Source organism: Mycobacterium barrassiae (assembly GCF_025822765.1).
GTDB classification, from domain to species: domain Bacteria; phylum Actinomycetota; class Actinomycetes; order Mycobacteriales; family Mycobacteriaceae; genus Mycobacterium; species Mycobacterium barrassiae.
Genome location: NZ_JACKUK010000012.1, coordinates 177,858 through 190,010 on the forward strand (window position 1 = coordinate 177,858; position 12,153 = coordinate 190,010).

Below are 12,153 nucleotides of genomic sequence, written 5' to 3' on the forward strand. Positions count from 1 at the left end.
CAAGATGGCCCCATGGCCGACCTTCCCGAGTCACTCGTCGAGTTGTCGCGACGCTACGGCGTCGCAACCGAATACGAGGACTGGACCGGCAGGTGCATCACGGTGCCCGAGGCCACGCTCGTCGGCGTGCTCGACGCGCTGGGTGTGCCCGCAGCCACTGAAGAGCTACGCGCGGCGGCGTTGACGGACCACGACCGGAAGTACTGGGCCCGCGCGCTGCCTCCGGTGGTCGTCGGCCGTTCCGGGGTCACGTCGTCGTTCTGGGTGCACGTCACGCACGGCGATCCGGTGCGGTTGTGGATCCGACTCGAGGACGGCTCGGTCCGCACCGGCCTGCGTCAGCTCGAAAACAACAGGGCGCCTTATGATCTCGACGGTCAACTGATCGGTGAGGCCAGCTTCGAACTGCCCGCCGACCTGCCCATCGGTTATCACGAGCTTCACCTTCAGCTGGGGCCGTCCGAAATCAGCTCGCCCATCCTCGTCTCCCCCGCGTCATTGACACCGCCGCCGGGGCGGACCTGGGGCCTGGCCACGCAGCTGTACAGCATCCGCTCCCAAAACTCTTGGGGCATAGGTGATTTGACGGATCTCACCGACCTCGCCGTGTGGTCGGCCGCCAAGCACGGCGCCGGCTTCGTGCTAGTCAACCCGTTGCACGCCGCCGCACCGACCGCGCCGATGGAGCCGTCGCCCTACCTGCCGACCTCGCGGCGCTTCGTCAACCCGATCTACCTGCGCGTGGAGGCGATCCCCGAGTTCGCCTATGTCCGCCACCGTGGGCGCATCCGCAAGGCGCGCGTGCACGCGCAGTCCCGCGCACAGAAGTCGCGCCTCGTCGACCGTGACGCCGCATGGAAGACCAAGCGCGCTGCGTTGGAGGCGGTGTACCGCGTGAAGCGGTCGGCGGGCCGGGAACTGGCGTATGACGCGTATCGCGAGCGCCAGGGCCGCAGCCTCGACGAGTTCGCCACCTGGTGCGCGCTGACCGAGAAGTACGGCGCCGATTGGCACGAGTGGCCGCAGGAGCTGCGCCATCCCGCGAGCCCCGCGGTCGCCGAGTTCGCCGCGAAACACGCTGAGGCCGTGGACTTTCACCGTTGGCTGCAATGGCAACTCGACGATCAGCTCACCGCGGCGCAGGCGACGTCGGTCGCCGCGGGCATGGGCCTGGGGATCATGCATGACCTCGCCGTCGGGGTCGACCCGAACGGGGCCGATGCATGGGCGCTGCAGGATGTGCTCGCGCTCGGAGTCACCGCAGGAGCACCGCCGGACGAGTTCAATCAGCTGGGCCAGGACTGGTCGCAGCCGCCGTGGCGGCCCGACGAACTCGCGAACCGGGCGTACGCGCCGTTCCGGGCACTCGTCAACTCGCTGCTGCGGCATGCGGGCGGTGTGCGCATCGACCACATCATCGGACTGTTCCGGCTGTGGTGGATTCCCAAGGGCGCGCCGCCGACGGAAGGCACCTACGTGCGCTACGACCATGAGGCGATGATCGGCATCGTCGCGCTGGAGGCACACCGCGCCGGCGCGGTCGTCGTCGGCGAGGACCTCGGCACCGTCGAACCATGGGTGCGCGACTACCTGAGCGAACGCGGACTGTTCGGCACGTCGATCCTGTGGTTCGAGTTCGACCGCGACGGTGACGGCGGTCCGTTGCGCGCCGAGCGCTGGCGCGAGTACTGCCTGTCCTCGGTGACCACCCACGACCTACCCCCGACACCCGGCTACCTGGCGGGTGAACATGTCCGTCTGCGCGACGAACTCGGGCTGCTGACGCGACCCGCCGAGGAGGAGCTGGCCGCCGATCGCCGCCAGCAGGAGGCCTGGCTCGACGAACTGCGTCGCGTCGGGTTGTTGAGCGGCGATCTCGACGACGCCGGGGTCGACCAAGTGGTGAGAGCGCTCTATCAGTACCTCGGCCGGACGCCGTCGCGCCTGCTCGCGCTGTCCCTTGCCGACGCGGTCGGCGACCTGCGTACCCAGAACCAGCCGGGTACCACGGACGAATATCCGAACTGGCGTGTGCCGCTGGCCGGTCCGAACGGCAAGAAGATGCTGCTCGAGGCCGTTTTCACCGACCCCCGCACGGCGTCGTTGGCCGAGGTCATGCGGGTTGCCGTGAACCCGCCGGTGTAACGCCGGGCGGCTCGTCTCCGGTTTCACATTCGGCACACCTGCGATATGTTCGCACCGCACCGACCTAGGGAGATCACGTGAAGAAGCTCGTTGTGCTGAGCGGAGGGGTCGTGGCCATCGGCTCCGCGGCGCTCGTCGGCGCCGGGATCGCCATGTCCCAGCCGGGCGGCGGTGGCGCGATGAACGTGGTCGACGAGCCGTACGGTCGAGCCATCCAAATACTTCAGAGCCAGGGCATCAAGCCGATCTTCGGCGGGAAGACAGGCAGCGTTCTGCAGCAGTCGCAGTGTTTGGTCAGCAGCCAGAAGCTGATCAAGTCCTCGAATCAGGGAAATGCGGCCATGAAAGTTCAGTTGTTCCTGGATTGCAGTCAGCAAGCCGCCGACAAGCTCGAGGAGCTGGGCGCGACGGGTGGGCCGCGAGTCGGCAGCAACGGCGTCACCACGGTCACCCCGACACCGATCGTGCCCATCCAGGGCGCTCCCGGGGCCGGCACGCCGCCGCCCCTCGGCTGATCCGGCTAGCCCTCGACCATTCGGCGCAGGTTCTTCAGCGTCTCCCCCATGTTCCTGCCGACCTGACCGGCCGCCACGCGGTCGGCGATCAGCCCGAGCAGGTTGCCCGCTGATTCGTACGCCAGCCGGAACGTCACCTTCGTTCGCCCGTCGGACGTCTCGCGCAGCCGGAAGCGACCGCGCTGCGAAACACCCGTCAGGCCCACCCAGGACAACTCGCGCGGCGGGTCGAACTCGACGATCTCGATGTCGCCGCCGATCGGCACCGACCCCACCTTCCAGTGCACGGTGTAGCGGGCGCCGAGGCCGGCGCGTTCGTCGTCCGCGGTCTCCCAACGCTCGAGGCTCGCCATGAACTCGGGGTAGCAGTCGGGACTGCTGACGACCTTCCACACAGTCTCGCGGTCCGCGTCGACGATGCACTGCCGCTGAACCCTCATCAGGACCGTCTCTTCTTCGGGCGAGCTTCCCCGGCCCTGCGGGCGTGGGCCCTCATCAGCCCAACACCGGGAATCGTCGTTCCGCCGCCAACCGGTCCACCCCGGCCTGCAAAGCGGCTTCCACCTTTTCGTGTACGACGTCGTCGTCGCTCACCGCGATGTCGTCGGCGTCGATGGGGTCCTGCACCTCGATCGCGATCTTCGTGGGCAGAGGCAGCCGCGGCACCATGTCGCTGATCGTCAGCCCCCATGGCGGCGCCAACAGAATCGGCACGCTCTTCAGCCGCGCGATCTTGTCGACCATCAGCAACCTGGCCAGCCACTGCCCGCGATCGAGAAACAGCGCCGCCTCCTGCCCGCCGACACTGGCGACCGGCACGATCGGCACACTTGCCTCGCGAGCAAGCTTGACGTATCCTTTGCGGCCGCCGAAGTCGACCTCGTGACGCTGCCACGTCGGCCGAAACACCTCGTAGTCGCCACCCGGATACACCAGCAGCGCCGCCCCCGATTCCAATGCGAGCCTGGCGTTTTCGTGGTTGGCCGCCACCGTGCCGAACTTGCGCAACGACCCGAGGCCCGGCATCGACACGACGAGGTTGTGCGCGAGTTGATAGAACGGGCGCTCGACGCCGAAGTACGAACAGAACGCCAGCGTGAACACGAACGTGTCCGGCGGGAGGTTGCCGCCGCTGTGATTGCCGACGAGCAGCACGGGCCCGTCTTTCGGGATCCGGTCGAGGCCACGGACATCGGCACGGAAGTACAGCGACGCCAGCAGCCACAAACCGGGCAGCTGCTCACGGATGTAGTCGGGATCGCGCTGGTCGAGGTCAGCCTTCGGAACACGGGAGGCCACCTGACTCCGTGTCCAATTCAGAACATCCCCGAACCCCGCCATACGGGTCTTATTGACATCGAGCCTTCACCTGAAACGCGACGCACAAGAATCCAGTACCCGCGTTCCCACTAACTTCCAGTAAGCTCCGATGCACACCGCTTCGTCAGGAGTCGCCATGGCAGCTTCACCGGCTCGGCAGGGTGCGTTGCGTCCCCACCGTTTCGACTCGGAGATCGACCCGGGCCCTGTGCAGATCCAGGCCCGCAAGGTGCACTTCGATCTCGCGGATATCCCGCTGGAGTGGATCCCGGGGCATCCCGTCGCGTCCACGATGATCAACCTCTTCAACATCGTGTTGCCCACCGCCGAACACTGGTTCGTCCAGACGTTCAACGAGGCATTGCCGTTGGTGAAGGACGCGCGGCTCGCCGAGGACATGCGCGGCTTCATCGGCCAGGAGGCCACGCATGCCGCGGCGCATGACGAAGTGATCCGCGACTTCCTGATCGGCAACGGCGTCGACCCGAGACCGATACTGGATATCGTCGAATACATCTTCGGAAAGGTCTTGGCGCCAACGACTTCGAGCAATCCGCGGCGGCGGCTGAACAACCTGTGCAACCGGCTGTGGCTGATCGCGGCGATCGAGCACTACACCGCAGTGCTCGGCGACCACGCGCTCAATGCCACGTGGGACGAGCACGGCGCCCACCCCACGATGGTCGACCTGTTCCGGTGGCACGGCAGCGAAGAGGTCGAACACCGCAGCGTCGCCCACGATGTCGCGGTCTACTTCCACGACAGCTATGCCGACCGCATCCGGGCGATGATGCTGGCCGCGGCGGCGATCTGGGTGTTCTTCCAACGCGGTACGCGGTACCTGTTCAGGTCCGACCCCACCAGCGACATGACGTTCTGGAAGATGCAGCGGCTGCGGATGCGCGACTCGAAGCTGGGGCTGCTGCCCAAGTTCCGCGTGTTGTTCGGCGCGCAGACCCTGACGTATTTCCGGCCGTCCTACACACCGGAGCAGATGGGCTCCACCGCGCAGGCGGTCGCGTATCTGGCCACCTCGCCCGCGGCCCGCGCGGCGCACCTTTGATGGGGCGGCTTTGATGGGGTTGCGCGACCGCTACCGGCAGCTGCCGCGCAACCCGTTCCGGCCGCACCGACCCGACGTGGTGATCGGCGTCGCCGGTGCGGTGATCTCCGGGGTGGACGCGCTGGCGGATGCCATCAGGCGGGCCAGACCGCCCGCGGCGACCGACCGCACCCTGCTGCTGCGCGTCATCGACCGGCAGACCGTGGCCCACGACGACAACGTGGTGGCGCTGAGGTTCGCCGCCGCCGACGGTGGGCCGCTGCCGCGCTGGCATCCCGGCGCCCACATCGATGTTCAGCTGCCGAGCGGGCGGCTGCGCCAGTACTCCCTGTGCGGTGACCCGCAACGATCCGACGAATACCGCATCGCGGTGCGCAGGATTCCCGACGGCGGCGGCGGTTCAATCGAGGTGCACGAGGCGCTGCATCCCGGCACGACGGCCACGACGCTGGGGCCGCGCAACGCGTTCCCGCTGACCGTCCCCGGCTACGGCTCACCGACGACGCGGTTCCGGTTCGTCGCAGGCGGTATCGGAATCACCCCGATCTTGCCGATGCTGGCGCTGGCCCAGCGCCTCGGCGTCGACTGGTCGATGGTGTACGCCGGCCGCACCCGCGACAGCCTGCCGTTCCTCGACGAACTCGCGCGGTACGGCGAGCGGGTGCGGGTGCGCACCGATGACGTCAACGGGCTGCCGACAGCACCCGAGCTGCTCGGCGACTGTCCGGACGACACCGCGGTCTACGCGTGCGGGCCGGCCCCCATGCTCACCGCCATCCGGTCCCAACTCGCCGGCCGTGACAAGGTCGAACTGCACTTCGAGCGGTTCGCCGCGCCACCCGTCGTGGACGGCGAGGAGTTCGACGTCACGGTCGCGTCCACCGGACAGCAGATCCGCGTCGGCGCCGACGAGACCCTGCTCGCAGCGCTGTACCGGGCCGGCGTGGACGCCCCGTACTCGTGTCGGCAGGGCTTCTGCGGAACCTGCCGGACACGGGTGCTCGAGGGGGACGTCGACCACCGGGACGCGCTGCTCACCGAACCCGAGCACGCCAGCCGGATGATGCTGATCTGCATATCCCGCGCCGCTCAGGGTGCCGGTCTGACGCTCGACCTGTAGCCGCATCTCGTACTATTCGCCCATGCCGTTGGCTGATGGTGCGACGTTCGCGGGGTACACCATCGTGCGTTTGCTCGGCGCCGGCGGCATGGGTGAGGTCTACCTCGCGCAGCACCCTCGGCTGCCGCGCCGCGACGCGCTGAAGGTACTGCCCGCATCGGTGTCCGCCGACCACGAGTACCGCGAGCGTTTCGATCGCGAGGCCGACATCGCCGCGACGCTGTGGCATCCGCACATCGTCGGCGTCCACGACCGCGGCGAGTTCGACGGCCAGCTCTGGATCTCGATGGACTACGTCGATGGCACCGACGCGGCACACCTGCTCCGCGAGCGCTATCCCGACGGCATGGCCAAGCACGAGGTCGCCGAGATCGTCAGCGCGGTGGCCGACGCCCTGGACTACGCGCACCAGCGCAACCTGTTGCACCGCGACGTCAAGCCGGCCAACATACTGCTCGCCCATCCCGAGTCCGGCGATCAACGGATTCTGCTCGCAGACTTCGGAATCGCCCGCTGGGTCAACGACATCAGCGGTCTGACGGCGACCAACATGACGGTCGGCACGGTGTCCTACGCCGCACCCGAGCAATTGATGGGCGAGCGCCTCGACGGCCGCGCCGATCAATATGCCTTGGCGGCCACCGCGTTTCACCTGTTGACCGGCAGACCGCCGTTCCAGCATTCGAACCCCGCGGTCGTCATCAGCCAGCACCTGTCCGCCGCACCGCCCGCCATCGCCGACCAGCGACCGGAGCTGGCCGGACTCGATCCGGTGCTCGCCAAGGCGTTGGCGAAGAACCCGGCGGACCGGTTCGAGCGGTGCGCCGATTTCGCGCGGGCGCTGTCCCACCAGCTCGGATCGCTTCCACCCGGCGACGACGGCACCCGCCTCGCCGCCGCGGCGGTGCCGCCGGAACCCGCTCGGCGATCCCTTTTGCGCGCGGGGGTCCTCATACCCGCGATCCTGGCGGCCCTGCTGGTGGCGGCGGTGGCGGTCGCGATCTTCGAGACGCGGCGCGCCGACGACCGCCCCGTTGCGGCACCGACGGCAACGGCCACGACGACGGCCACGGCCACCAGGCCGACGTTCACGCCGCTTCCTCCACCGCCGGAACCGCCTCCGTCGCCGACGACCACGACACCGTCACCGACACCGACACCGACAGACACTGACACGGAGACACCCACCGACACCACGACGACGTCGGCGGCGCCCGCCACCGCGGTGATCGGTGCCAATTGCTCCCCCGTCGGGAGCACCTCCACGACGGCCGACGGCTCCACGGCCTACTGCTCCACGCTGCAGCCGACCGGCGCTTCCGTGTGGTCGCTGACGCAGGGTGAGGTGACTCCCACCGTGACCCCCGAGCCGACGGACGCACCGCTGCCGTTCGTCGAGGAGAACCCGGTGCGGTTGTGCATGCAGCAGACCGGGCAGACTCGCCACGAATGCCGAAACGACATCCGGGAGAGCAACGGCTTGCCCCCGCTGCCATGAGTCTGCGGACGTCGGACCGGCTGGCGGTCGCCGACCTGGTGCATCTCTATGCGTCGGCCGTCGACGACCGACGGTTCGACGATGTGGTCGAGTTGTTCACTGCCACAGCAGAACTGCGATTGCCGGATCCGCCCCGGTCGTTGGAGCCGGTGCGCAGACATCACGGCCATGACGGTGTCCGCACTGCGATGGCGGCGCTGGCATCGGTGACCCGTACCGAACATGCGATCGTCGGGGAGATGTACGCCCCGGGTGACAGCCTCGGCTACGCGCTGGGCCGGATCACCTGCATCGCACATCATTGGACGATCGCCGACGATCAGATCACCGATCTGGTCTGGCATCTGCGGTATGACGACGAATACCTGCGGACACCGGCCGGTTGGCGGATCCACGGTCGCGCGCTGACCATCAACGCTATCGAGACGCGGCCGGTGCGTCGTCTCCGAGCGCCGAAATCAGACGGTCGAGCAGCGGACGCTGGCCTTTCAGCAGCTTCGACCGAGCCTCAGCCACGGAAAACCAACCCGCGCGGTCGATCTCGGGAAACTCCCTGATCCGTCCCGAACCCTTCGGCCACTCCAGCTCGAACGTGTTGGAGCACGTGCCTTCGAGGTCGAGGTCGCCGCGCACGGCGAACGCGGTGATCACCTTACCGCTGGGCTGTTTGAGCGGCTCGAACTCGATGCGGGGACCATCAGGTGCCGGCTTGCCGAGCTCCTCCTCGAACTCGCGCTTCGCGGCCTCCCACGGATCCTCACCCTCGGTGTACTCCCCTTTGGGTATCGACCAGGCACCCTCGTCCTTGCGGGCCCAGAACGGTCCGCCCGGGTGGCCGATCAGCACTTCGAGTTCACCGTCGACGATGCGGTACAGCAGCAGACCCGCACTCAGTTTGGGCACCGCGTCACCTTAGACCGCCGCGGTCGCGCGACTAGTACTTGCGGTCACCCTCGCTGCTGTCGAAGAAGGCCCAATCGCCGTCATCGGACTTGACCTCCATGCGCCATCCGAGTTCAGGATCGGCCTTCTGGTCGACGAACCAGGCGTGTGCATCGTCCGCGCTCTCGATGTCCTTGGTGTCGACGACGTCACCCTTGGGATTCAGTACGCGATATGTAGCCATACCGCCTAGCGTTCCCGTTGCCCGCGAATCCAATCAGTCCGGTTTGGGCATCGGGATGCCCTCGCTGGCGGAGAACCGCGCATCCTCCTGCGTCGAGAGCCCGAACGAGACGACCGACCGGTCGAAGAACAGGTCAGTCAGATACGCCAGCGACACCGCCCACCTGTTGACGAACCGTGGGATCGCGTAGATGTGGTACATCCGGGTGACCGCCTTGGCGGGTAGGCCGGACAACTGCACGTTGAGGGGGTTGGCGACGGCGTAGCGCGGCCCCAGATCGACGACCAGTCCCATGTTGCGGTGTTTGTAGGCCTTGGCCTTGCCGTAGCCCAGGCTCGCGGCGACGTTGCGCGCCAACACTTTTCCCTGCCGCGTGGCGTGCTGCGCGGTGGGCGGGGTGATCTTGCCCGGCTGCGTCACGTCCGGCACCGCCGCCGCATCCCCCGCCGCGAACACCCCGGAATGTCCAGGTACCTGTAGTTCGGTGGTGACCTTCAGCCGGCCCCGCTCGGTGGGCAAGCCGAGTTTTTCGATCAGCGGTGCGCCCGTGACGCCGGTGACCCATGCGACGGTATGCGTGCGAATCAGCGAGTCATCGCTGAGCACAACGTGTTCGGGGTGCACTTCGGCCAGCGTCACGCCGAGCCGGACGTCGATGCCACGCGATTTGAGCACCCGCTGCGCTGCGGCGCCGAGCTTCTCGCCGACTTCGGGCATCACCTGCTCCGCCAGGTCCAACAGGACGAACTTCACCTTCGAGGGGTCGAAGCCCATCTGTTTGGCTGCGGAATCGGCAAGCGCTCGCAGCTGTACGGCCAGCTCCGTACCGGAGTACGACGCGCCGACCACCACGACCGTGCGTCGCGCCTCCGCCCGGCCAGGATCGTCGTCGACGTCGGCGAGTTCGAGTTGTTCGAGCACGTGATCACGCAGGTACAGTGCCTCGGCGGTCGACTTGAGGCCCCGGGCGTGCTCGGCGAGGCCGGGAATGTCGAACAGCCGGGTGACCGAACCCGGCGTCAGCACCAGCCGGTCCCACGCCATGCTGCGGACGCGTTCTTCGGGGTCGGTGAACGTCACCGTGCGGCCCTCGAAGTCGACTTCGTCGACTCGTCCCCGGATGGCCTGCACGCCGCGTAGGGCGTTGGCCAGCGGAATCGCGACGAATCGCGCGTCCACCAGGCCACCGGCCACGTCGGGCAGCAGCGGTGTGTAGAGCATGTAGTCGACGGGCGAGATGATCGAGATATCGACCGAATCTCCGCCTGCTTTCGTGTATCTGCGCATCTTTCGCGCCAGCTGACGGGCACATTCGAAGCCGGTGAACCCGCTGCCGACGACCACCACGGAAGTCATCGCCTCCACCATACGGAAGACACGGCGACTGCCTCGCGCCGCGTGGCGGATCTAGTCCGTCTCGCCGGTTGTAACGTCGTGGCGCGATTGCGGCCGATTTCTCTTCATACGGTTACAACCGACGGCCCTTGGAAATGATCATGATTCGCACGGTCGGCTTCATTTCCGCTTCATTCCGTCGCCCCGATGGCGGATGCTTGATGCATGACGGGTCCGCTGCGCAGGTTCGATCCGTTCCGGCCGATCGACATGCTCTCGTCGCTGTGGTCGACCGCGGCCATCGCTCCGGTGAGCTCCGGTGCGGCCATGGCGTACCGGACCCTGTTCACGACGGTGCGCAGGCTGGTGGTCGGCCGTTGCCTCGCGATCCGGCTCGACAACGGTGATCTCACGCTCACCGTGACGGAGTTCGATTCGACACTCGACGTTCGTGGCCTGGCGGTGGGACAGCTCAACGACGTCCACATCGCGGCCCGCGACATCTGCTGGGAGGGCAACGAGTTCGAAAGCGCGACGGTGGTGCTGCACAACGTGCACATGCGACCGGCCGCGCCGCCCGTCCTGGTGGCCGCGCCGGTGGACCTGACGCTCGAGGTGCCGACCACCGCGCTGCACGACCTGTTCCGATGGGCGGCGCCGCGACTGTCCGGCGAGGTCGGCAGCGACGGGGTCGCGCGACTGCGGATGGCGCGGCGCCCGATGCTGGGCCACCTCGAGGTCGATGCACGCCTGGACGGCTCGACGCTGTGGCTTCGACCCCGCGTGGCCGTTCTCCGAAGATCGCGCTGGACGCTGCCGGCGAGCACGCCGGCGTATCCGGTGCGCCTCCCCGAACTGCCCCACGGCCTGCGGTTGACCGGCATCGCCTTCGCCCCCGACGCGGTGCACCTGTCGGCGTCGGTGGCGGAATGGCAGATGGACATGCCGCGCAGCCGGCTGGAGGACATCATCGGCCAGCTCAGCGTTGCCGGCGTGCCGCTGAATGTGACCCGGTTGACGCGTCTTCTCTAGGGCGTCCTCGCTCGTCGCCGCCCGGCTTTGGGACAATGCGTTTCTTGTGACCGAAATCGCGCATTACCAAGACGGCCAGGCCGAGGTCAGTGTTTCGCGCGACGGTGACGACCTGACCTTCGTGTCGGCCTACGAGGATTTCGGCAGAACCGTCACCGAGGAATCCCGCATCCCGGCCGACGAATTCGTCATCAAGGGTCCGGGGCCATGGCCGTGGTTCGATCTCGGCACCAAACGCGCGGGCGCACTGCTGGTGCTAGACGCACTCGAGGCCGGCCGCCCAGCCTGGACCGAACCGTTGCACCCGACGGTGCTGGATCTCTTCGAGCGTGCCCATCGCGGCGATACGCGGGTCATCGAGCTGCTGGCCATGGGCGCCGACCCCGACCCGCTCGATCCGTGCGGGGCGACGCCGCTGTGGTACGCCGTGCGCTCGCCCGCCGCAGGCAACTCGGTGGCGTTGATCGACGAGGATGCCGACGCGGGGCGACGCATCGAATTGTCCGCGCGCGGTGAGAGATTCACGACGATCCTGCATGAGATCGTGCGGCGGGGGCGCACCGTCGCGCTCAACCATGCGCTGGCGCACGGCGTCGACCCCTCACTCGTCGACTCTGATGGCGCGACCCCGATGCACGTGATCGAGGGTTCCGCCGACAACGTGAACCCCGAGATCGTGCGCGCCCTCGTGCGGGCGGGCGCGTCCATCGACGCTCCCCTGCCGAGCGGAACCCAGCCGATCGAGCTGGCCGCGCGGATGCTGCTGCCCGCGACCGTCGCCGCGATGATCGAGCTCAGCGCCGATCCCGGCCGCGGACTGGACTCTCTGTTGGCGTGGTGGGCCGTCGGCGCGAAGTTCAACGGATATCGATCCGGTCGGGTCGTCGAGCTGATCGACATCCTGCGCGCCGGCGGTGCCGAGGTGTCGCCGCGCCATCGTGAGCTCGCGGCCGACGCCGCGGCACCGGATGTCGAAGCCGCGCTTCGTCGTTAGAGTTC

The 12,153-nt window shown here is 67.8% G+C and carries 12 protein-coding genes and 1 pseudogene; 8 read left to right on the forward strand and 5 right to left on the reverse strand.

Features of this window, described 5'->3' with window-relative positions:
* Positions 1 to 12 precede the first annotated feature (12 nt).
* Together malQ and H7J93_RS04090 are read left to right on the forward strand one after the other, a co-directional pair.
* Positions 13 to 2,145 carry a 4-alpha-glucanotransferase gene (gene malQ / locus H7J93_RS04085; protein ID WP_267305012.1) on the forward strand — a complete coding sequence of 711 codons (2,133 nt, stop codon included), beginning with the start codon at positions 13 to 15 and terminating at the stop codon, positions 2,143 to 2,145.
* Between the two features lie 77 nt (positions 2,146 to 2,222).
* Complete coding sequence (locus H7J93_RS04090; RefSeq protein WP_267305013.1) at positions 2,223 to 2,660, forward strand: hypothetical protein; 438 nt, start codon at positions 2,223 to 2,225, stop codon at positions 2,658 to 2,660.
* A 5-nt stretch (positions 2,661 to 2,665) separates the two neighbouring features.
* On the opposite strand, the gene H7J93_RS04095 is transcribed toward H7J93_RS04090, so the two are convergent.
* The gene (locus H7J93_RS04095; protein ID WP_267305014.1) at positions 2,666 to 3,100 is read right to left on the reverse strand and encodes an SRPBCC family protein; all 435 of its coding nucleotides are present in this window, start codon (positions 3,098 to 3,100) and stop codon (positions 2,666 to 2,668) included.
* Between the two features lie 55 nt (positions 3,101 to 3,155).
* The gene (locus H7J93_RS04100; protein WP_267305015.1) at positions 3,156 to 4,001 is read right to left on the reverse strand and encodes a lysophospholipid acyltransferase family protein; all 846 of its coding nucleotides are present in this window, start codon (positions 3,999 to 4,001) and stop codon (positions 3,156 to 3,158) included.
* 115 nt (positions 4,002 to 4,116) lie between these two features.
* Here H7J93_RS04100 and H7J93_RS04105 point away from each other — a divergent pair, with 115 nt between their 5' ends.
* The 4 genes and pseudogenes from H7J93_RS04105 to H7J93_RS04120 all read left to right on the forward strand — a co-directional run.
* Positions 4,117 to 5,043: a metal-dependent hydrolase gene (locus H7J93_RS04105; RefSeq protein ID WP_267305016.1), complete on the forward strand. Its 927-nt coding sequence runs from the start codon at positions 4,117 to 4,119 to the stop codon at positions 5,041 to 5,043.
* 13 nt (positions 5,044 to 5,056) lie between these two features.
* On the forward strand, positions 5,057 to 6,163 hold the full coding sequence (locus H7J93_RS04110) for a PDR/VanB family oxidoreductase (RefSeq protein ID WP_267305017.1): 1,107 nt from the start codon (positions 5,057 to 5,059) through the stop codon (positions 6,161 to 6,163).
* 22 nt (positions 6,164 to 6,185) lie between these two features.
* Positions 6,186 to 7,661: a serine/threonine-protein kinase gene (locus H7J93_RS04115; protein ID WP_267305018.1), complete on the forward strand. Its 1,476-nt coding sequence runs from the start codon at positions 6,186 to 6,188 to the stop codon at positions 7,659 to 7,661.
* A pseudogene (locus H7J93_RS04120) lies at positions 7,658 to 8,050 on the forward strand (nuclear transport factor 2 family protein); the annotation flags it as partial. The gene H7J93_RS04115 and the pseudogene H7J93_RS04120, both read left to right, overlap by 4 nt.
* A gap of 28 nt (positions 8,051 to 8,078) precedes the next feature.
* Here H7J93_RS04120 and H7J93_RS04125 read toward each other — a convergent pair.
* Genes H7J93_RS04125 through H7J93_RS04135 form a run of 3 tightly spaced genes read right to left on the reverse strand, consistent with a single transcriptional unit; the run spans position 8,079 to position 10,143 of the window.
* Positions 8,079 to 8,564: an NUDIX hydrolase gene (locus H7J93_RS04125; RefSeq protein ID WP_267305019.1), complete on the reverse strand. Its 486-nt coding sequence runs from the start codon at positions 8,562 to 8,564 to the stop codon at positions 8,079 to 8,081.
* A 31-nt stretch (positions 8,565 to 8,595) separates the two neighbouring features.
* A complete protein-coding gene (locus tag H7J93_RS04130) occupies positions 8,596 to 8,787 on the reverse strand; it encodes a hypothetical protein (protein WP_267305020.1) in 192 nt (63 codons plus the stop codon).
* Between the two features lie 33 nt (positions 8,788 to 8,820).
* Complete coding sequence (locus tag H7J93_RS04135; RefSeq protein WP_267305021.1) at positions 8,821 to 10,143, reverse strand: NAD(P)/FAD-dependent oxidoreductase; 1,323 nt, start codon at positions 10,141 to 10,143, stop codon at positions 8,821 to 8,823.
* Between the two features lie 204 nt (positions 10,144 to 10,347).
* Between H7J93_RS04135 and H7J93_RS04140 the strand changes: the two genes are divergently transcribed.
* Both H7J93_RS04140 and H7J93_RS04145 read left to right on the forward strand, forming a co-directional pair.
* Positions 10,348 to 11,154, forward strand: coding sequence for a hypothetical protein (locus H7J93_RS04140; RefSeq protein ID WP_267305022.1), 807 nt, complete (start codon positions 10,348 to 10,350; stop codon positions 11,152 to 11,154).
* Between the two features lie 46 nt (positions 11,155 to 11,200).
* Positions 11,201 to 12,148, forward strand: coding sequence for an ankyrin repeat domain-containing protein (locus tag H7J93_RS04145; RefSeq protein WP_267305023.1), 948 nt, complete (start codon positions 11,201 to 11,203; stop codon positions 12,146 to 12,148).
* Positions 12,149 to 12,153: the final 5 nt, after the last annotated feature.

Coding starts and splice junctions, on each gene's coding strand:
- H7J93_RS04100 (WP_267305015.1), bottom strand. CDS start 4,001: ATGGCGGGGTTCGGGGATGTTCTGAATTGGACACGGAGTCAGGTGGCC.
- H7J93_RS04110 (WP_267305017.1), top strand. CDS start 5,057: ATGGGGTTGCGCGACCGCTACCGGCAGCTGCCGCGCAACCCGTTCCGG.
- H7J93_RS04140 (WP_267305022.1), top strand. CDS start 10,348: ATGACGGGTCCGCTGCGCAGGTTCGATCCGTTCCGGCCGATCGACATG.
- malQ (WP_267305012.1), top strand. CDS start 13: ATGGCCGACCTTCCCGAGTCACTCGTCGAGTTGTCGCGACGCTACGGC.
- H7J93_RS04115 (WP_267305018.1), top strand. CDS start 6,186: ATGCCGTTGGCTGATGGTGCGACGTTCGCGGGGTACACCATCGTGCGT.
- H7J93_RS04095 (WP_267305014.1), bottom strand. CDS start 3,100: ATGAGGGTTCAGCGGCAGTGCATCGTCGACGCGGACCGCGAGACTGTG.
- H7J93_RS04135 (WP_267305021.1), bottom strand. CDS start 10,143: ATGACTTCCGTGGTGGTCGTCGGCAGCGGGTTCACCGGCTTCGAATGT.
- H7J93_RS04105 (WP_267305016.1), top strand. CDS start 4,117: ATGGCAGCTTCACCGGCTCGGCAGGGTGCGTTGCGTCCCCACCGTTTC.
- H7J93_RS04130 (WP_267305020.1), bottom strand. CDS start 8,787: ATGGCTACATATCGCGTACTGAATCCCAAGGGTGACGTCGTCGACACC.